A 20228-nucleotide genomic window follows, 5' to 3' on the forward strand; every position below is an offset into this window, starting at 1 on the left:
TATGAACCAGGCGCTCGGCAACATCATCGCGAACGTGATCGCGACGGGGGCCGGAGGAGCGGTGGGCGGTGATGCGGGGGCGTTTTCGGGGTACAACGTTGATCGGTTCAATCGGCAGTTGCATCCTGAAGAGAAGAAGTGGATCAATGAAAAGGAAGCGGCGTATGCGAAGAAATACGGTTTGACACTTGAACAGGCGCATAGCGAACTCACGACGCAGGCTAATTTGCAAGTGCAGAGCGGCTCGTCGGGAACGTGGAATCAACGTGCGAGTGACTTCCTGAGTCAGGCTCACGGCATGCTGCCGGCCGATGGCAATAGCGGTCCGGGGTACATGTTCTATGCGACGCCGGAGCAGAGGGCGAATGTGGAGATGTACGCGAAGTACTACCCGAATGGTGTTGGTATGAACGTACCGGCAGGTCAGGCGATTGTGAACTCGGCGGGCCGGGACCAGGCATACCAAGACATGTACGGGAAGCTCACGCTAGGGGCGGCAGTGGGGTCGGCAGGGATCGCAGTCGGCGGGCCGATTGCGGCGTTGCCGGGGGCGCCGATATTTGGTACCGGCGGGGTGTTGGGTTCGGGGGCGTTGGCGTCACCGGTTGGGACGGGAGCAATCAGTGCAGGGATCAATGCGGGCGCGCAATACTACAAGGATGGAAAAGTCAACCCGGTTGATGTGGCCGGTGCGTTCGCGACAGGTGCGGCTGGTTCTTATGGTGGGTTAGGCTGGAACGTATTTGTGAATACGATTGGTGGGTCAACGACGACTGCGCTGAATAATGTTTTGCAGGGGAAGAATGACAGTGTGATTGGGGCTGGTGCTACGAGCGGCTTATTTAGCACGGTGGGTTATGGTATTGGAAAAGTTGGCGAGTCTTGGGTTGGCAATGCCATCAAGCCAACTATCAATACCCCGAATTGGTCAACGCCGGGCGTCTGGTCCAGTAGTGGATGGAATCTCTTCAGGCCGAACACTTCTGGTGTGGTGCTCGGCACTACTGCCGGTGGGGTGAGCCAAGAAATTACTGGTTCGGCTGTTAAAAATATCCCGAAATTCAGCGAGCAGAAAAAATGATGAGATGGGTGGTTGCATCTATTGGTGTGTGGATAATATGCGTTTTAGGATTGCTTGCTATTTGGATTCTGGGGCTTTGCTTTCATTGCGTATTTGTGCCTGGCTGCCTGTATAAAATAAATTTCGAAAACATTTTTGGTATGGTCAATTATAAAAGTGTTGTGATAAAAGGAACACTGTCGGCGGTCGCCATTGTTGGAATTGTGCTGTTAAAGAGGCATTCGCGATAGCAATGAACCCTGCTATGACCGGGTTCGGTTCAATCGCCAACTCCATCCTGATGAATACGCGTGGGCCAAGAAGGACGCGAAGATCGTAGCGGAGAAGTTGGGAATCAGCGTGGAGCAGGCGGAGAGTCGCATTGTTGCCGAGATACTGCGTAACTCGGACAAACAGACTGCGGAGGCATCAGGCGGCAAGCATGACTACGAGATTCGGAGAATCGTGGGTTGCCAGAATTTGAACTGCGACGGTTACAAGAACGATCCGCAGTATGCGAATCACGATTACAACGGCCAGTACATCAAGCCGAATCAGGGTGCGTATGACCGAGGGCAGCAGCAGTTGGGCCAAGGGCAGACGTATAACGAACTGGTGACGTTGAACATGAAGAAAGATCCGGTGGGAACGACGCTGGCGGGTGCGGGGATGATGGGGCTTGGGTTGGTGACGGGTGGTTCGTTGGCTCCGGCCAGCATGATGGGTATTGGTGCGGCAGTTGGTCTGATAACGAATGGCGGAGTACAACTTACGGGCAATCAGCCGTTTGATTGGACGAGCTTTGCGCTGGCGGCTACGACGGGAGCGGCATCGACGGGGATGAAGTTTGTTCCGGTGTTCATGATGGGAATCGGAAGCGCGTTGACCGGTTCGGCATTGCAAGGCCAGAACCCGAATTCGGCTATGGGAGGCGCGGCGGTAGGGACTGTGATTGGATATCCGCTTGGGTCCAAAGTTGAGGGCAAGCTCAATGACGTGTTGAATCCTTGGTATCGGCAGGAGTGGCAGGATATCGGTATGGGTATCTCGAAGTATGTTCCCATGAGTCCAATTCCGTCATGGGCAGGTGGTGCAGTTGGGGGAGTGGTGCAAGAGAAAGCGGGCGCCACTGTACAGAACGGGCTTGACGGAGCCGGGAAGAAATGAAACCGAAGACCAGCTTTGAATGGTTTCGCTGGATATACAACGTGCTGCTTTGGTTCCTTATTATGGGGATTGGCGTTGCTATCTCGGAACTTGCCGCCGGCCCTGCAGTGCTCTGGCTGTTTGACGACATACCATATCAATTGCCGACGTGGGATCGAGTAGGCAGGTTGGCGGTATTCGTAGTGGTGTCCAGTTTGTTGATTGGGACGTTGATCTGGTTTTACGAAAAGAAGAGATCAGGTCGCTAGAGTTTGAAACGACGAGCCCGGCTGTTGCCGGGCTTGGTATTTAAGCGCGCTTCGAACGGCGTCGCTGGCGAGGCAGTCGTTCAGCGGCGAGTTGTTCGTCGTGGCGGATGCGGTCCTGAATCTCCTGTTCGGTCATTTCTCTGTTGGCGATGCGGTAGTGGTGATCGGGGGGGAGTGCTGGGCGGAGTATCCGGAGGGGAGCGAGGCACGGATCAAGAATTTCGTGAGCGAGGTCGATGCATCGCAATTGAAGCCGCAACTGGATTGGGTAAACCAGCAGAAGGAAGTTGGGTTGTTTGAATATACACCGTTGCAGAAAGTTGGTGATGCGCTCAAGACTGATCCAGTCGGCGTGGCAAAGGATGCTGCCAAGATGGTCGTTGGGGGCGTGACGGCGAAGACAGGGGCTGGGCTTTGCACGACAGGTCTTGGTTGTACGGTGGGTGGTTGGATGGCGGCTTTCGGGATGAGCGAAGTGGTCGAGGGTGGCAGTGGCCTGTACAACCGCTATAACGGCGTGAATGCTCCTGGCGATAATCCTTTGCGTTGGGGTTTCAATCAGGTGTTGCCTGCTGGCTGGGGAAATGTTGCCTATGATGGGCTGAACTTCGGTGCCGCAGTACTGGCATAGAGGGCGCCGGTTCCGTTAAACATTGGTGTTGCCGATGGTCTCAATCGTCCCGTTTCGATGTTTGGTGTTACGGTTCCACGCGTCGACAACGTGAAATTGCTCCCCTTCATTAAGCAGCCTTGGCCGTATGGCACGACATAGGGGGCATTGCTTCTTGGTGTTGGTTCAAAGGGGGCTGTAGTAGTCAATGACGTGCGGCAGGCAGTGGGGGATAAGAAGTGAACTGGCGCAGACTATACGCGACGCTCCAAATCTGGTTTGTGATTTGTTTGGCGTCTGGGTTCGGGGCTGGCTGCAACACGGTTGTGGTGATCGGTATTTGCAGAAAGCTGTTTGGCTGGAGCGATGGTGTTTCTGTCTTTGGAGTTGGGCTTCCAGTAATTGTTATTCAGTTCATGGTGTTTGTGAGGTACTTGCCGAAGCCGTTGCACAATGCAGGAATGTTGAGCGACGACCCGAAGAGATTCGGGCCGTGGTTCAAATGAGAGCCTGGGGCATGAAACAACAAACCCGGCGGAAGCCGGGTTTGTTGTTTAAGGCATGGCAGGGAGAGGGGTGATGATTAGCTGTCCGTCTCGAAGCAGGATGCTGACCTGCCTGATTTCTTCGCGCCATTTCAACCTTGGGGAACGGCCCGTCAGGACCCGACGGCCGAGTGGACCACACCGCCCTTCATCTCCCTTTCCACATCCGTCACCGCCAGCCGGATCGCGTCGATCAGCGCGCGCGCCGCCGGCGACGGCGTGCCGCTTGCGCGCGTCGTCAGGCCGATGTCGCGGCGCGTGTTGTGCAGCGCGACGTCGAGCACTGCGAGCTGTCCCGACGCGCATTCGACGTGCAGCTGCTGCGCGGACAGCACCGCGATCATGTCGGTGCCGAGCAGCAGCCCGCGAATCACCGCGAGATCGGCCGTTTCGACGGTCGGCATCGGCGGCTTCATCTTCAAGCGCCGGAATTGCGCTTCGAACAGGCCGCGCGCAGGCGCGTGGCTGCGCGGCACGATCCACTGCAGGTGACGCAGGTCGGCGACCGTCAGGCCGCGCGCGCGGGCGAGCGGGTGATCGGGCCGCGCAAGCACGACCATGTCGTCGGACATCAGCCGCTCGTTGACGAGCCCGCTCGCCGCATCGTGCTCGCGCAGCGCGCCGAGGACGAAATCCACGTCGCCCGCGCGCACGCCGGCCACCAGCGTCTCGTACGCGCTTTCGTCGGTCGCGACCCGCACGCCCGGATGCCGCGCGCTGAGCCGCGCGATCGCCTTCGGCAGGATCAGCGTGCGGCCGAGCGGCAGCGCGCCGACCGTCACCGCGCCCTGGATGTTGCCGTGCAACGCGGCGATGTCGTCGGGCACGTGGCGCAGCTCGTTGAGCGCGCGCCGCACGTGCAGCGAGAACGTCTCGCCCTCGGGCGTCAGCAGGATCCCGCGCGGACCACGGTGAAACAGCGTGAGCCCCGCGCCGCTCTCGAGCACGCGGATCGCGCTGCTGACGGCCGGCTGGCTGATCCCGAACATCGCGGCCGCGGTCGGCATGTGCTTGTGCCGCACGAGCGCGACGAACAATTGCAGGCGGCGCGTGTTCAGCAGGTACGCGGGCACCGCGCTGTCGGCCGGTGCGCGCCGGCGCGTCTGCCGCGCCGCGCACCACTGCGCGAGCTCCTCGAGTTCGCCGAAGATCCGCTCGCAGCGCTCCAGGACCGTGCGGCCGACCGGCGTCGGCAGCATGCCCGACGGCTTGCGTTCGAACAGCGGTTCGCCGATCGCCGTTTCGAGTTCCTGGATCGACCGCGTGACGGCCGATTGCGCGCGATAGAGCCTGTCCGCGGCGCGCGTCGCGCTGCCGGCCGACGCGACGAGCCGGAAGGTGCGGAGGTGGGCGAGGTTCAGAAGGTCGGGTCGGGTCACGGTCGAGTCGGGCGCGCGGTGCGCGCAGGCAACGGGTGAAGAACGCGGGACGCGCATCGGCGCTGCGCGACGACCGGCCGGTGCATGCCTTTTCCTTCTCGCGCGTGCACGGCCGGCACGCCGTACCGTGCCTCGCGGACGCCCTCAGGCGCCACCGCTTTCGCACGGAGTATAGCGGTGCATCGCGTTTCCGGCCACGGCCGGCGCGCGGATTGCGAGTTCGTTCTATTGGTATCTGATTTATTTATCGGGGATGAGCGGGCCGGCGGCGCATGCAACGGCGGCATGCATCGTGGGCCGGCCGCGAGACGCCCGCGTGGCGCGGCTGAGCGGACGGCGCACGCCGCGCATCCGGCGATCCGGCACGACATCCGTCGCGCCGTCTACGGTTTACCCGTACTTCCGGCCGGCCGGCCCGCTCCGCTATCGTCCGATCCATGACGACCGCGACCGGCATGCGCGCCGGCGGAACGGTCTGACGCAACCGAAGGATTCGACATGGCAAGATTGGTAGGTGGCATCGGCACGTCGCATGTGCCGACGATCGGACTGGCGTACGACAAGGGCAAGCAGAACGAGCCCGCCTGGGCGCCGCTCTTCAAGGGCTACGAACCGGTGGCGGCATGGCTTGCCGAGCGCAAGCCGGACGTGATGGTGATGTTCTACAACGATCACGCGAACAGCTTCTTCTTCGACTGCTATCCGACGTTCGCGCTCGGCGTGTCGCCGCAGCACGAATTCGCGGACGAAGGCGCCGGCAAGCGTCCGCTGCCCGACATCGCGGGCCATCCGGAACTCGCGATCCATCTCGCCGAGCAACTGGTGGCCGACGAATTCGACCTGACGATCTTCCAGGACAAGCCGCTCGACCACGGCTGCAATTCGCCGCTGTCGCTGATGCTGCCGCATCACGACGGCTGGCCGTGCGCGATCGTGCCGTTCGAGGTGAACGTGCTGCAGTATCCGCTGCCGACCGCCAACCGCTGCTACCGGCTCGGCCAGGCGCTGCGCCGCGCGATCGAGTCGTTCGACGAGGATCTCGACGTCGTCGTGGTCGGCACGGGCGGCCTGTCGCATCAGGTGCATGGCGAACGCAGCGGCTTCAACAACACCGACTGGGACATGACGTTCCTCGACCTGATCGTGCACGACCCCGAACGGCTCGCGGCGATGAAGCACGTCGACTACGTGCGGCTCGGCGGCGCGGAAAGCGTCGAGACGATCATGTGGCTCGCGATGCGCGGCGCGCTCGGTCCGGCGGTCCGCGAAGTCCATCGCAGCTACTACCTCGCGACGAGCACCGCGATGGCGGTGACGGTGTACGAAGAGGAGGCCGCGCGATGAATCCTCAACTGATCGGCATCGAAGCGCTGGACGGCACCTATCCGTTCGACATCCGCCAGAGCATCAAGGCGATGCGGCTGAACCGCTTCTTCTGGGAGATGCGCCGCCCACAGGCGCGCGAGCTGTGGCTGTCCGACCGCCAGGCCGCGTATGACGCGGCGCGCCTCACCGCCGACGAGCGCCGCCTCGTCGACGACACCGACTGGCTCGGCCTGATCCGCTACGGCGTCTGCTTCTTCGTGCTGGAGAAGTTCGCGCGCGTCGTGAAGATCACGAACCTCGGCATGTACGCGAGCATGCGTGGCGAAACGCTCGAAGCGTTCCTGAAGACGCGCCGGGTGCCCGACGCCGTGTAGCCCGTGTAGACGCCACCCTTCGCGTCACCCCATCCAAACCGACAACGACCCCGCCGCCGACAGGCGACGGGGCGGGGGAACATTTTTTCTGGAGACAATGATGAAACCAACGGATCCGGTCGACATCAAGGCGTTCATCGACGCACGCAGGATGTCCGCCTATCAGTGGCTCGTGCTGGTCCTGTGCTTCTGGATCGTCACGATGGACGGCCTCGACACAGCGGTGATGGGCTTCGTCGCGCCGGTCATCATGCACGACTGGAGCGTGAGCCGCGCGGCGTTCGGCCCGGTGATGAGCGCGGCGATGGTCGGGCTCGCGATCGGCGCGCTGGTCGCAGGGCCGGCTGCGGACCGCGTCGGGCGCAAGGTCGTCTTGATCGGCTCGGTGTTCTGCTTCGGCGCGTTCAGCATCGCGTGCGCATTCGCCGCATCGCCCGCGCAGCTCGTCGTGCTGCGCTTCCTGACGGGGCTCGGTCTCGGCGCCGCGATGCCGAACTCGACGACGCTGCTGTCCGAATACGTGCCGTCGCGCAGCCGCTCGCTGCTGCTGACGATCATGTTCACGGGCTTCAACTTCGGCTCCGGCGCGGGCGGCTTCGTCGCCGCGTCGCTGATCCCGCATTTCGGCTGGCGCGCGGTGTTCCTGTTCGGCGGCATCCTGCCGGTCGTCAGCGTGCCGCTGCTGTTGTGGCTGCTGCCCGAATCGGCCCGCCTGCTGCTCGTGCGCCATGCGGCAGTCGAGCGCATCACGGCGACGCTCGGCCGCGTGTGCCGTCACACGTTCGATGCGGGCGTGCGCTTCACGTCGCCGGAGCCGGCCGTCGCGGCAAAGGCGCCGGTGCGGATGCTGTTCGCCGACGGCTATGCGCTGAGCACCGCGATGCTGTGGGTCACGTACTTCATGGGACTGCTGATCATCTACCTGCTGACGGGCTGGCTGCCGACGCTGATCAAGGACGCGGGCCTGCCGGTCGAACGCGCGGCCGCGATCACCGGGATGTTCCAGCTCGGCGGTACCGTGGGCGCAGTCGCGGTCGGCTACGCGATGGACCGGATGGACCGCAACGCGGTGATCGGCACCGCATACCTGCTCGGCGGCGTGTTCATTTTCGCGCTGGGGATGGGGTCGCTTCGGTCGGGGCTGCTGCCGGTGCTCGTCGCGTGCGCGGGGTTCTGCATGAGCGGCGCGCAAACGGGCCTGAATGCGCTCGCGCCGACCTGCTACCCGACCCGTGCCCGTGCGACCGGCGTGAGCTGGATGCTCGGGATCGGCCGGTTCGGCGGGATCCTCGGTTCGCTCGTCGGCGGCGTGCTGCTGTCGCTCGGGTTCAGTTTCTCGACGGTGTTCTCGGTGCTCGCGGTGCCGGCCGTCGTCGCCGCGTTCGCGATCATGATGAACCGGCTCGCGCTGCGGTTCATCTCGACGCCGGTCGCGGATGCCTGATTCGCGCCGGGTTCGGAACAAGTTGCAGCACAGTAATCGATTCGTAGTACGGATGAAGGTCGAGAGCGACCGGGACGATACGGAGGAGAGCAGCATGAACGGCAATTACACGGCGAGCGGTAACGGTCTCGGCAACGGGTCGGCATCCCGCGATGCCGATACGCCGGCGCGGGCGGACACGATCCGCGCGGGCCTGACGGGCGGCCTGATCGGTGCGATAACGATCTGGGTGTACGAGGCGATCGTCTGGGTCGGTGCGCAGCACCTGATGCCGCTCGCCGGCATTCCGCGCAACGCGACGGGGCTCGTGTTCGGCAAGGGCGTGCAGGATGCGCTCGGCATCTGGGCATATGTGGTCGGCACCGGCATTCACTTCGTGTTCGCGCTCGGTTGGGGCGTGCTGTTTGCCGCGATCTGGCCTTGGTTCCGCCGCCGTGGCTTCGAGGCGACGTTCGTCGCGCTGTTCTATGCGGTGATCGCGTGGATCGCGATGCATGTCGCGATCTCGATCGCATCGGACAACCACCCGAACTATCTGGACCCGGTCGTGATCGTCGGCGGGTTCATGTCGCACTTCTTCTTCACCGTGCCGCTCGCGCTGACGGTCCGGCGGATGCTGCGCCCGGCCGGTGCGTGACGCGCGGCGGCCGGCGATTCGCGTCGCGCCACAACAATTCGAATTCACACAGGAGACACGCAGCATGACAACAAGGACGTCGAAACGCATCGAAGCTGCACTGATCGGGCTCGCGGCCGCAAGCGCGATGCCCGCGTTCGCGCAGAGCAGCGTCACGTTGTACGGGATCGTCGACAACGGGATCGCCTACCAGAGCAGCCAGACGTCGCTCGGCTCGACGACGGGCGGCAAGTCGGTGGTCAAGATAACGCCGGGCGTCTGGGCCGGCAGCCGCTTCGGGCTGAAGGGATCGGAGGACCTCGGCGGCGGCACGAAGGCGATCTTCCAGCTCGAATCGGGCTTCAATTCCGGCACCGGCGCGCAGCAGTACACGAACGCGATGTTCGGCCGGCAGGCGTGGGTCGGCATGGCGAATCCGGCGTACGGCACGCTGACGGCCGGGCGCCAGTACGCGTCGTATTACCAGCTGCTGTCGCCGTACAGCCCGACGACGTGGATCACCGGTTTCTACGGCGCGCATCCGGGCGACATCGACGGGCTCGACACGATCTATCGCGCGAACAACACGATCGTCTATACGTCGCCGAAGCTGTACGGCGTCACGGTCAGCGGCTCGTATTCGCTCGGCGGCGTGCCGGGCAGCGTCAACCAGGGCTCGACGTGGGCGGCGGCGGTCCAGTACGCGATGGGCCCCGTCGGCCTCGCGGTCGGCTTCTCGCGGATCAACAATTCGAATACGTCGGGCGGCGCATGGGGAGCGGACTCGACGACGACGAACGGCGGCAGCCAGATCGGCGTGTCCGCGCTGACCAACGGCTACCAGACGGCACGCGCGCAGCAGCGTTTCGCGGTCGGCGGCGGCTACCAGTTCAACGACGCGTGGGACATCACCGCGACCTATTCGAACGTCCAGTACATTCCGGGCGCGGCGTCGAAGTTCACCGACACGGCAATCTTCAACACGGGCGGCGTCGTGCTGCACTGGAAGCCCGCGTCGGTGTGGGATCTCGCCGCGGGCTACAGCTACACGCGCGCGACGCAGGCGAACGGCATCCGGCACAGCGCGCAGTACCAGCAGTTCAACCTGTCGCAGTACTACGCATTGTCGAAACGCACGGGGCTCTATGCGCTCGAAGCCTTTCAGCGCGCGAACGGCCAGACGCTCGGCACGAACGGCGCGGGCAGCATCATCGAAGCGACCGCGACGATCGGCGACGGCTTCAACTCGACGCCGTCGTCATCGCGCAGCCAGGTCGCGTTCGGGGCCGGCATCGTGCATCGGTTCTGATGGGGCCCATCCGTCATCCCGGTCGCCTGCGCGAAGTCCGCCATCGTCCAGCCGCGGCCGAGCAGCAGGCGGCGCGTATGCAGCGCGCCGTGCACGTCGTCCGGCACCTGCTCGCCGAGATAGCGCAGCGTGCGCCCTTCGACATCGGCGAACCCGTGCCGGTAGTCCCGCGCGAGCGCCGTCCACAGGTGCGCGGCGCCGACCGACTGCCGCGCGCCGCTGATCAGGCACAGCCCCGCGTCGAGGCTCCAGCGGTACAGCGCGGTCGCGAGCCCGCGGCGCTGATGGGACGAACGGAACCGGGAATGCGGCGCGCGCAGGTAGCGGTCCGCGCGGCGGGGAATTTCCGGCAGCCGGTTGAACACCGTGCTGCCCGCGAGCTGCCGGGTCGCGGGATCCTCGACGTAAAGGAAGTATTCGCCGTCCGCCTCGCGGTGGCGGACGATCAGGCCCGTCGTGCCGAGCGGGACGGCCGGCAGCCCGTGCAGGCGGTCGCCGGGCCGATGGAGACGGGCGTGGAGGCTATCCAGTTCATCGTCGATGGTGTGCTGGCAATGCTGTACGTCGATGCGCATGGCAAAAGGGGATCGTGTCGAGCGTGTCGAATGGTCGGGTCATGGCGGCGGGAAACGGGTGGTGCGGGGTGGCGCGGCCCCCAGGCTCGACAAGCGAGCCGGGGCCGCGCATCAGCTGGGGATGCGCTGGAAGCCGGCGGCGATCGCGGCGAGGCCCGCTACGCAGAGCGCAATCAGGATCAGGACTTTGTGCATCACGCCTCTTTCCTCATGAACGCGCGGCGCCGGCGGGCGGCGTCGCGGAGACGGCGAACGGCGGGCAGCGCCCGCACGGCCGTCGTGCGGGACGACGGTCGGGTGTCCGTGGCGGCGCGGCGCGTGTTTCGTTCGGTGTTTCGGCCGGTGCGTCGCGCATGCGGACGGCCAGAACCATACGCGAGCCCGGTCAGTCGTGCAATCGGGCTGGCGGGGAAGGGCGACGAAAAGCGGTAAATCGCGTCGTTTCGCGACAATTGGCCGCAAGCTGGCCGATTTTCGAGATGGAGGGGCTGGCGAATGCCGGCAAAGGGCGTGTCACCCGGCCGGACGCAGTATTGGCGGCGACCGTCGAGCTCGCGCCGTCGCTTGATGGTGGCCCGGGTGGTTCAGGTGGCCCAAGTGGCCCAAGTGGCCCAGGCCAGGGCGGCCCGGGCTCGCCCGCGCGTCGTCAGGCCGCCTGCTGCTGCCCGAACACGCGCCGGATCCGCGCAAACAGTCCGTGCTCGGCGATCCATGCCGCGTACGCGCGATAGTCGGGGTCGCGCATCAGATGGCGTTCCTCGGTCTTCGCGCGCAGGTAGTAGATCAGGTTGACCGCGGCGAGCGCCGCGCAGTGCGCGAGCGCGACCTGCCAGCCGAGCGGCTCGACGAACGGCACCGAGACCATCCAGTACGACAGGTTCTTCGTGATGTAGGCCGGATGCTTCGTGAAACGGTACGGGCCCGACGTGATGATTCCGCGATGGGTCAGGTTCGAGAAGCGCAGGCCGAATGCGATCGTCGACAGCGCGTAGCACAGCAGCAGCGCGATGATCGTCGCGCCCCAGGCCACGCGGATCGCCGGCGCCGACAGCAGCCAGTTGTCCCAGAACATCGAGCCTTCGTAGTGGATGTAGTTGCTCGAGATCAGCGACCAGAACGGCTGGTAGCAGATCAGTGCCGCGAGCCAGCCGAGCGTCGTCGGCTCGACGGTGCGCACGTGGCTGTCGAGGATGCGGAACGTGCACAGATAGCCGACGGTGCCGAACATCAGGTCCATCGTGAACGACAGGTCGTACATGAACACGAACAGCGCGAGCGACATCGGCGCATGCATTGCGTTGGCGAGCGACGCGCTCAGGTGGTCGGCATCCTTCGACAGGTACACGGTCATCAGCGGCAGGAAGAACGCCTTCACCATCCACCCGGCGAGCGTCTCGCGCACGGGCTGCCAGCTCGCCGGCTTCTCGCCGCGGAACAGGAAGCGTCCCCACAGCAGGTACGCGTCGTCGGTCTCGCGCTGGTGGCGATCCATCCACGCGAAGTAGACGGGCGCGGCGACGATCACGTACGGCGCGAGCGAGCGCAGCAGCGACCAGAACGGCAGGTAGAACGCGCCGTGATATTCGGGCAGCAGCCAGTACAGGATCCCGATGCCCGCGTAGATCGACGCGAGCGCGCCGAGCCGCACCGCGACGCGCGCGACGGACAGCGGACGCACGGCCTGCCGCGACAGGCCGGCGCTCGCGCGCAGGTAGACGCGCGAGATGAAGAGTTCGTGCAGCGCGATCGTGCCGATGATCGCGAGGCTTGCGATGACCGCGCGCGTGGCGGCGTCGAGGGCCGGCTGGTTGCGCGTGATCCACAGCGCGAAGAGGCCTGCGGTGATCCCGAGCAGACCGGCCCGGAACGGTGTGGCGGAGCGGGGCGGCCGATCCTGGACGACGGCGACGCCTTCGAGCGTGGAGTTCATGTGGTCCTCGTATGGATGAGGCCGGCGCCGCCGCGCGGGCGGCGCCGGCTGGCGACCGGGCGTTGGTTTGTTGTGTGCCCGGCCGCCTGGCCTTGCCGGTCGATTACTTCTTGATGCCGCCGCCGAGCAGGCCGCCGACCAGGTTCGTCACCGGCGCGAGCAGGTTCGTCGCGCCCGCCGTGCCGCCGTTCGAGCTGCCGGTCAGGCCGCCCGTGACGGTGCCGCTGCCGGACGGCGTCGTCACCGTGCCGGTTGCGCCGCTCGGGCTCGTGGTCACGCCTGCGCCGGTGGTGCCGGCAGGCGACGTCAGCGAGCCGGCGAGCGTGCCGACCGGGCCGTTCGTCAGCGCGCCGGTCAGGTTGCCCGTCACGTTGCTGCCGCCGGGCGACGTGGCCGTGCCGGTGAGGCTCGCGCCGATCGGCGTCAGCGTGTTGACGAGGTTCGTGACCGGCGCGAGCGGGCTGGTGCTGCCGGTGCCGCCGGTGCCGGTCGTCCCGCCGATCGAGCCGAGCGAGTTGACCAGGTTCGTGACCGGCGCGAGCGGGTTGGTGGTGCCGGTGCCGGTCGTGCCGCTCGTGCTGCCGACCGAACCGAGCGTGCCGAGCAGGTTGGTGACGGGTGCGAGCGGGCTGGTGCCGCTGGTGCCGGTCGTACCGCTGGTGCTGCCGACCGAACCGAGCGTGCCGAGCAGGTTGGTGACGGGTGCGAGCGGGCTGGTGCCGCTGGTGCCGGTCGTACCGCTGGTGCTGCCGACCGAACCGAGCGTGCCGAGCAGGTTGGTCACCGGGGCGAGCGGGTTGCTGCCGCTCGTGCCGCTGCTGGAACTGCCCGTATTGCCGCCGAGCAGGCCGCCGACGCTCGTCACCGTGTTGCCGAGTTGCGTGACGACGTTGCCGGCGGAGGTGCCGGCCGGATTGCCCGTCGAACTGCCGACCGTCGAGCCGGCCGTGCCCAGGCCGTTGCCGATCGTGGTCAGCAGGTTGCCGACCGGGGTGCCGACGCCGGTCGTGGTCCCGACGTTCTGCGACGTGCCCGGGTTCTGGACGCCGCCCGTCAGCGTGTTCGTGATCGGGTTGATCAGCGTGCCGACCTGCGTGCCGAGGTTCTGGATCGGGGTGCTGCTCAACGTCGTGTTCAGGCCCGACGCCGCGGTGCTGATCACGTTGCCGACCGTGTTGACGAGACCGCCGACGGTCGTCGTGACCGGGGCGAGCGGCGCCAGCGGGCCGCTGCCGGCGCTCGTGACCGCGTTGCCGAGGTTGCTGACGGCGCCGCCTGCGCCGCTCAGCAGGCCGGTCGTCGAGGTCAGCGTCGGGCTGAGCGGATTCGGCGACACGCCGATCGAGCCGAGGCCGGCCGCGACGCCGTTGCCGAGCGACTGCACGCCATTGCCGAGGCTCGTGACCGCATTGCCGACACTCGTCGCCGCCGGGTTGCTGGACGCGCCGCCGACTTGCGAGCCGCCGGTCGCGACGGTCGTGCCGAGCGACGTGACGAGGTTGCCGGTCTGCTGGAGGATGCTGCCGAGCGGGGTCGAGCCGGAGGTGCCGGAGGATGTGCCCGAAGACGTGCCGGAGGACGTGCCCGAGGACGTACCGGACGATGTACCGGAGGACGTACCGGACGAGGTGCCCGAGGACGTGCCTGACGATGTACCGGAAGACGTGCCGGACGAGGTGCCCGAAGACGTGCCGGACGAGGTGCCCGAAGACGTGCCGGACGAAGTGCCCGAAGACGTGCCGGACGAGGTGCCCGAAGACGTGCCGGACGAGGTGCCCGAAGACGTGCCGGATGAGGTGCCCGAAGACGTGCCGGACGAGGTGCCCGAAGACGTGCCGGACGAGGTGCCCGAAGACGTGCCGGACGAGGTGCCCGAAGACGTGCCGGACGAAGTGCCCGAAGACGTGCCGGACGAAGTGCCCGAAGTACCGGACGTGCCCGAAGTACCGGACGTGCCCGAAGTTCCAGACGTCCCCGAACTACCGGACGTCCCCGAACTGCCGGACGTTCCGGAAGACCCCGATGTACCCGATGTACCCGATGTACCCGAGGTACCCGATGTACCCGATGTACCTGACGTTCCCGACGTCCCTGACGTGCTCGGCTTGATGGAGGCGGCCGTGGCCGACGGACCATCGACCGAGCCGCAGCCATACAGCGCGAGCAGTGACGAAATGGCAAGGGTGAGCGTGGTTTTTGTGAAGTAATTTTGCATGTTGGTCTCGACGATTGAATTTGTCCCGGCCAACACTGCAATTTCCGCGCCATGGAAGATTGCCCACGATTGATGTGGTATTCCTCGCGGGAAGCGCGAAGTTCGATGTCTTTTGTTCAGAATAAAGGCGTTTTTACCGGTCGGGTTCACCCTATGCGACGCAGTGTTCCCGCAAGCGGCCGTAACGCGTGGCGGAACGTTACGTAGCGTCGGCGGCGTCCGTCCGGGCGTTTGAACGGCCATTGCGACGCGCCGGCATCCGGCGATCCGGCGGCCGCGCGTTCCCGCGCGGCGCCCGACCGAGGACGGCGTCTTTGACGCCTTCGCCGGACACCGCGAACATGACGCGAATGCACCCGCCCCCGGGCGGGTTTGCGTATACCGTCAACCGGAGCGTCGACTGGACCTGCAATCGGACCCGCAATCAGACCCGCAACCAGACCGGTCACCAAACAGACACCCCCAAATCGATCCAGGACACCGACATGAGCGAACAGGACAGGGAGAAGGGCAAGGCGCGTCGCATCGACGTGATGGGCGAGGCGTTCGTCGAGCGCGCGATGCGCGATCTCGACGGCTTTTCGCGGCCGTTGCAGAACTGGCTGAACGAACACGCGTGGGGCAGCACGTGGCAACGCGGCGGGATCGACCTGAAGACGCGCAGCCTCTGCACGTGCGCGATGCTGGCGGCGCTCGGCCGCAGCACCGAGCTGAAGGGGCACGTGCGCGGCGCGCTCAACAACGGCGCGAGTCTCGTCGAGATTCGCGAGGTGCTGCTGCACAGCGCGCTGTATGCGGGCGCGCCGGCTGCGGTCGAGGCGTTCCGCAGCGCGCGCGAGGTGATCGCCGAACTCGGCCTGAACTTGCCCGACGACGAGGCCTGAGCCGGCGTCGGCGCCGCTTCACGCAGCGGGCGCCGCCATGCGACGGCGGCGTTCGCCGCGTGGCGCGGCGTCAGCGCCCGGCGTGAACGACAGGCGCGACCTGCGCGCCCGGCGCTTCGGCTTCGATCGGCGCCGCCGCGACATCGATCAGCCATTCGGTGGTGGCGCCCGGAATCGTCACCGGCAGCATGTGGCCGCCGTCGACGACCCGCAGCCGCACGCGCGGCGACTTCTGCGCGAGTGCCTCGCCGTGATTGCGCCAGTTCAGGATGCGGTCGCTGCGGCCGTACAGCACGTCGACCGGCAACGCGAGCGACGCGTAGCGGCGTTCCATCGCGGGCAGGTCGTCGGGCACCGCGATCAGGTCCGACGACGTCGCGTAGAAACTGCGCGGCCGCAACCCGAGCACTCCGCCGCCCTTGATCGGGAAATCGTGCGGCACCGCTTCCGGCGCGAACACCGCGCTGACCGCCTTGCGCCCGGTCAGGATCGTCATCGGAATCGCGAAGGTCCACGACACGAAGCGGCGCACGAGCTTCGACGGGATCAGCAGCGCGCGGAACGGCCCCGGCGGCGCGGCTTCCGGATGCGTGAGCGGCGCAATCAGCGCGAGGCGGCTCACGCGCTCCGGATGGTTGAGGCCGACCGCGAGCGCGATCGCGCCACCGAGCGAATGGCCGACGAGCACCGGCTTGTCGAGCTGCAGCGCGTCGATGAAGCCGGCGACGGTGCGCGCCTGCGCGTAGATGTTCGCTTGCGAGCGCGCGCCGCGCACCGAGCGGCCGGCGCCCGGCCGGTCGATCAGGATCACGCGATGCCGTTCCCCGAGCTGCTGCAGCGGCAGGTACGCGAAATTGCGCCATTGCCCCGCGAGCCCGTGGACGAACACGATCGGCGGGCCGTTGCCGTACTCGACGTAATGGATGCGGTCGCCGCCGACGTCGACGAAGCGGCCTTCGGGCGGGAACGCGCGCGTCACGCGCCGCGCGACGTATGCAGTGAACAGCGCGAGCGCCGCGAGCACCGCGGCGACGCCGATCAGCACGTGCAGGATCAGATGGAAAGCATGGCTCATGACGTCCTCAGCGGGTTTCAGGCGCGGGTTCAAGCGCGGGTTGAGAATTTGGTGCAGCAGCCGCGTCGGCCTTTGCGCGCCGTTCGAATTGCATCGCCGAATCGGCGAGCGGGCTGAACTTCAGCGACGCGAGGTCCAGCACGTAGTTCTGGTGGAATTTCCACGGCTTCTTCTGCCCCTGTTTCGGCAGGATGCCGGCCGCGCGCTGGATGTAGCCCGAGCTGAGGTTCACCGCCGGCACGTCGCCGAGATCGCCGGGCGAGCGGCGCGGCATACAGGTATCGTAGCCGTTTGCGCGCATGTGGTTGAGCAGCCGGCACACGTAGCGCGCGATCAGCTCGGCCTTCAGCGTCCACGACGCGTTCGTGTAGCCGAACGACGACGCGAGGTTCGGCACGTCGCTGTACATCATCCCCTTGTACGACACCGTCTCCGACAGGTCGACCGCGCGGCCGTCGACGGTCACCTTCGCGCCGCCGAGCATCTTCACCTTCAGCCCGGTCGCGGTGACGATCACGTCGGCGTCGAGCCGCTGGCCGCTCTTCAGCTGCAGGCCGGTCGGCGTGAAGCGCTCGATCTCGTCGGTGACGATCGACGCGCGGCCCGCGCGGATCGCCTGGAACAGGTCGCCGTTCGGCACGAGGCACACGCGCTGGTCCCACGGCTCGTAGCGCGGCGTCAGGTGCTTCGCGACGTCGAAGCCGGCGCCGACCTGCTTGCCCGCCGCGCGGATGATGAATTTCTTGGTCTGGTCGGGCTTGCGGCGCGCGAGATTGTAGAAGTACATCGTCAGCAGCACGTTCTTCACGCGCACGAGCCGATGCGCGAGCCCCGACGGCAGCACGCGGCGCAGCGCGTTCGCGATCCTGTCGCGCGCGGGCAGCGACACGATGTAGGTCGGCGAACGCTGCAGCATCGTCACGTGCTTCGCAACGCCCGCCATCGACGGCACGAGCGTCACCGCGGTCGCGCCGCTGCCGATCACGATCACGCGCCGGTTCTCGTACGACAGGTCCTTCGGCCAGTGCTGCGGATGCGCGACGCTGCCGGCGAACGTGTCCATGCCGGGCCAGTCGGGCAGGTAGCCCGCGTCGTAGTCGTAGTAGCCGCTGCACATGTAGAGGAAGCGGCAGGTCAGCACGAGCGGCTCGACGGTGCCGCCGTGCGTGCGTTCGACGCGCACCGTCCAGCGCGCGCGGGCCGAATCCCAGTCCGCGCCGACGACCTTGTGGCCGTAGCGGATCGTCTTGTCGATGCCGTGGGTGCGCGCGGTGTCGCGGATGTAGTCGAGGATCGTCTGGCCGTCGGAGATCGCCTTGTCGCTGTGCCACGGGCGGAAGCTGTAGCCGAGCGTGAACATGTCGGAATCCGAACGGACGCCCGGATAGCGGAACAGGTCCCAGGTACCGCCGATCGCGTCGCGGGCCTCGAGGATCGCGACGCTCGCGAACGGGCAGCGCTGCTTCAGGTGATAGGCCGCGCCGATGCCGGACAGGCCGGCGCCGACGATCAGCACGTCGAGGTCGGCGCCGTCGTTGCGCGCGAGCTCGACCGCGAGGCTGTGGCCCATGCCCGAACCGGCGCCCGTGACCGCGGCGACCTTGCCGGAAAATCCCTTCATTCGTCGTTCCTCCCGTGTCCGCTTGCGCTGCGCCGGCGGCGCGTCTATTGTGGTGTTTTTCGTCACCACTTTAGTTTTCGGGTGTCCTGATGTCAAATAGCGGAATGGAGAAAGCACTCGAAACGGATAAACGGGGCCGCGCGTACGGCGGCGTGGCGCCCGAGGTACGCGCGGCGGAGCGCCGCGACGCATTGATCCGCGCGGCGACGCGCGTGTTCGGCACGGTCGGCTTCCGGAAGGCGACCGTGCGGTCGATCTGTCAGGAAGCGAAGCTCAACGACCGCTATTTCTACGCGGCGTTCGACAGCACCGACGATTTGCTGCGCTGCACCTACCTGCATCATGCGGAACAGCTGCACGACGCGGTCGCGCAGGCGGTGGCCGCGCGCGGCGGCGATCTGGATGCGCGCGTCGACGCGGGGCTGGCCGCGTTCTTCGCGTTCCTGCGCGACCCGTGCGCGGCGCGCGTGCTGATGCTCGAGGTGATGGGCGTAAGCCCGGAGACCGACGCGACGTATCAGCGCGTGCTGATCGACTTCGGCAAGCTGATCATGGCGATCGGCGCATCGGGCGCATCGGGCGAGGCGGCCACGGCGGCGGAGCGGGCCGAGCAGCGGCTGATCGGGCTCGCGCTCGTCGGCGCGATGACGAACGTCGGTGCCGCGTGGCTGCTGACCGGCTATCGCGATCCGGAAGCGCTGATGATCGCGAGCTGCAGGAAGGTGCTGCTCGGGACGCTGCGGTCGGTGGGGTAGCGGCTGCGCGGGTTTGCGCGGGCGGGCGCGCGCATCGGCCGATCACGCAGACGCGGCTTGCGAAGCGTGGCGCCGTTTGCGCTGCAGCGCCGGGCGTCGCGCTGCGAACCATGCCGCCCGATTCAGGCGGCCGCCACGTCCATCGATCACCCGCGCTCGTTCGCGATCCAGGTGCCGAACAGCCGGATTTTCTCCTGCTGCTCGACGCAATCCGGATACACGAAGAAGTAGCCCATTCCCGTCGGCATCGACACGTCGAACGGCAGCACGAGCCGGTTCGCGGCGACGTTCTCGTCGACGAGCGTCCGGTCGCCGATCGCGATGCCGTAGCCGTCGATCGCCGCATGGGTCGCGAGGTCGAGCGTCTCGAAGCTGAGGCCGCGAGTCGCGTCGACGTGCGGCGCGCCGACGTGCGCGAGCCACAGTTTCCAGTCGCGGTGATCGCGGGTCGGATGCAGCAGCGTATGGCCGGCCAGGCCGTCGAGGCGCGCGAGCGGCTGCCGCTCCAGCAGGCCCGGCGCGCACACGGGCGTGAGCCGCTCGTCGAACAGCGGGATCGCATGCATGTCGGGTCCGGACGCGGGTGCGTAGATGACCGCGGCGTCGAACGGCTCCATGCGGAAATCGACGTGATGCTGCCACGTCGTCGTGATCTGCACCTGCAGGTCCGGATGCTCGGCCTGGAACCGCATGATCCGCGGCAGCATCCACTGCATCACGCAGGTCGGCACTTTCAGCGCGAGTTCGGTGCGCCGGCGCGACAGGCGCATCGATACTTCCTCGATACGCGCGAAGCTCTCGCGCACGGTCGGCAGCAGCAGTTCGCCTTCGGCCGTCAGCGTCAGGCCCTTCGGCGTGCGCTTGAACAGCGGAAACTGGTAGAACGCCTCTAGCGCGAGCACCTGCCGGCTCACGGCGCCCTGCGTGACGCACAGCTGCTCGGCGGCGCGCGTGAAGCTGCCGTGACGCGCGACGATGTCGAAGATCTGCAGCGCGTTCAAGGAAGGAAGTCGTCTCATCGTGGCGGGTCCCGGCGTGGAGCGGGCGATCGGCGCGGCGTGCTGCATGCGCGCGCGGGGCGGGGGCGCGTCGGCC

Annotated in this window: 17 protein-coding genes and 2 pseudogenes; 12 read left to right on the forward strand and 7 right to left on the reverse strand. The window is 66.3% G+C overall.

The window, feature by feature from the left end; all coding sequences use genetic code 11:
- The 4 genes from ACV229_RS28550 to ACV229_RS28565 form a co-directional block, all read left to right on the forward strand.
- Positions 1-1081, forward strand: a 1081-nt coding sequence (locus ACV229_RS28550; protein WP_448086429.1) for a hypothetical protein, incomplete at its 5' end; no start/stop codon positions are given.
- Between the two features lie 327 nt (positions 1082-1408).
- Positions 1409-2227 (forward strand): hypothetical protein, encoded by an 819-nt coding sequence (locus ACV229_RS28555; protein ID WP_448086430.1) that lies wholly within the window; start codon positions 1409-1411, stop codon positions 2225-2227.
- Positions 2224-2475, forward strand: a complete 252-nt coding sequence (locus ACV229_RS28560; protein WP_448086431.1) for a hypothetical protein — start codon at positions 2224-2226, stop codon at positions 2473-2475. Before ACV229_RS28555 ends, ACV229_RS28560 begins: the two co-directional genes overlap by 4 nt.
- Before the next feature lie 100 nt (positions 2476-2575).
- Positions 2576-3106 carry a hypothetical protein gene (locus ACV229_RS28565; RefSeq protein WP_448086432.1) on the forward strand — a complete coding sequence of 177 codons (531 nt, stop codon included), beginning with the start codon at positions 2576-2578 and terminating at the stop codon, positions 3104-3106.
- A gap of 637 nt (positions 3107-3743) precedes the next feature.
- Here the strand turns inward: ACV229_RS28565 and ACV229_RS28570 are convergent.
- Positions 3744-5009 (reverse strand): LysR family transcriptional regulator, encoded by a 1266-nt coding sequence (locus tag ACV229_RS28570; protein ID WP_448086433.1) that lies wholly within the window; start codon positions 5007-5009, stop codon positions 3744-3746.
- A 498-nt stretch (positions 5010-5507) separates the two neighbouring features.
- On the opposite strand from ACV229_RS28570, the gene ACV229_RS28575 reads away from it, so the two are divergent.
- The 5 genes from ACV229_RS28575 (at position 5508) to ACV229_RS28595 (ending at position 10078) form a co-directional block, all read left to right on the forward strand.
- Positions 5508-6353 carry a gallate dioxygenase gene (locus tag ACV229_RS28575; protein WP_448086434.1) on the forward strand — a complete coding sequence of 282 codons (846 nt, stop codon included), beginning with the start codon at positions 5508-5510 and terminating at the stop codon, positions 6351-6353.
- Positions 6350-6709: a protocatechuate 3,4-dioxygenase gene (locus ACV229_RS28580; protein WP_448086435.1), complete on the forward strand. Its 360-nt coding sequence runs from the start codon at positions 6350-6352 to the stop codon at positions 6707-6709. The genes ACV229_RS28575 and ACV229_RS28580 overlap by 4 nt, the downstream gene beginning before the upstream one ends.
- Positions 6710-6809: 100 nt before the next feature.
- Positions 6810-8153 carry an MFS transporter gene (locus ACV229_RS28585; RefSeq protein WP_448086436.1) on the forward strand — a complete coding sequence of 448 codons (1344 nt, stop codon included), beginning with the start codon at positions 6810-6812 and terminating at the stop codon, positions 8151-8153.
- Between the two features lie 94 nt (positions 8154-8247).
- The gene (locus ACV229_RS28590) at positions 8248-8790 is read left to right on the forward strand and encodes a hypothetical protein (protein ID WP_448086437.1); all 543 of its coding nucleotides are present in this window, start codon (positions 8248-8250) and stop codon (positions 8788-8790) included.
- 64 nt (positions 8791-8854) lie between these two features.
- Positions 8855-10078 carry a porin gene (locus ACV229_RS28595; protein ID WP_448086438.1) on the forward strand — a complete coding sequence of 408 codons (1224 nt, stop codon included), beginning with the start codon at positions 8855-8857 and terminating at the stop codon, positions 10076-10078.
- An 11-nt stretch (positions 10079-10089) separates the two neighbouring features.
- Here the strand turns inward: ACV229_RS28595 and ACV229_RS28600 are convergent.
- The 3 genes and pseudogenes from ACV229_RS28600 to ACV229_RS28610 all read right to left on the reverse strand — a co-directional run.
- Positions 10090-10653: pseudogene (locus tag ACV229_RS28600) on the reverse strand (histone acetyltransferase); the annotation flags it as partial.
- A 646-nt stretch (positions 10654-11299) separates the two neighbouring features.
- Positions 11300-12583, reverse strand: a complete 1284-nt coding sequence (locus tag ACV229_RS28605) for an isoprenylcysteine carboxylmethyltransferase family protein (RefSeq protein ID WP_448086439.1) — start codon at positions 12581-12583, stop codon at positions 11300-11302.
- Positions 12584-12686: 103 nt separating this feature from the next.
- Positions 12687-13967, reverse strand: a complete 1281-nt coding sequence (locus ACV229_RS28610; RefSeq protein ID WP_448086440.1) for a collagen-like triple helix repeat-containing protein — start codon at positions 13965-13967, stop codon at positions 12687-12689.
- A 16-nt stretch (positions 13968-13983) separates the two neighbouring features.
- Here ACV229_RS28610 and ACV229_RS28615 point away from each other — a divergent pair.
- Positions 13984-14682 (forward strand): annotated as a pseudogene (locus ACV229_RS28615) (highly repetitive protein); the annotation flags it as partial.
- 601 nt (positions 14683-15283) lie between these two features.
- Positions 15284-15682, forward strand: coding sequence for a carboxymuconolactone decarboxylase family protein (locus ACV229_RS28620; RefSeq protein WP_448086441.1), 399 nt, complete (start codon positions 15284-15286; stop codon positions 15680-15682).
- 70 nt (positions 15683-15752) lie between these two features.
- Here ACV229_RS28620 and ACV229_RS28625 read toward each other — a convergent pair whose 3' ends face one another.
- A complete protein-coding gene (locus ACV229_RS28625) occupies positions 15753-16757 on the reverse strand; it encodes an alpha/beta fold hydrolase (protein ID WP_448086442.1) in 1005 nt (334 codons plus the stop codon).
- Between the two features lie 7 nt (positions 16758-16764).
- A complete protein-coding gene (locus tag ACV229_RS28630; protein ID WP_448086540.1) occupies positions 16765-18327 on the reverse strand; it encodes a flavin-containing monooxygenase in 1563 nt (520 codons plus the stop codon).
- A 140-nt stretch (positions 18328-18467) separates the two neighbouring features.
- On the opposite strand from ACV229_RS28630, the gene ACV229_RS28635 reads away from it, so the two are divergent.
- Positions 18468-19133, forward strand: a complete 666-nt coding sequence (locus ACV229_RS28635) for a TetR/AcrR family transcriptional regulator (protein WP_448086443.1) — start codon at positions 18468-18470, stop codon at positions 19131-19133.
- A gap of 146 nt (positions 19134-19279) precedes the next feature.
- Here the strand turns inward: ACV229_RS28635 and ACV229_RS28640 are convergent, their stop codons facing one another.
- Complete coding sequence (locus ACV229_RS28640) at positions 19280-20152, reverse strand: LysR substrate-binding domain-containing protein (RefSeq protein ID WP_448086444.1); 873 nt, start codon at positions 20150-20152, stop codon at positions 19280-19282.
- Between the last annotated feature and the right edge of the window lie 76 nt (positions 20153-20228).

It is taken from the genome of Burkholderia sp. MR1-5-21 (assembly GCF_053427715.1).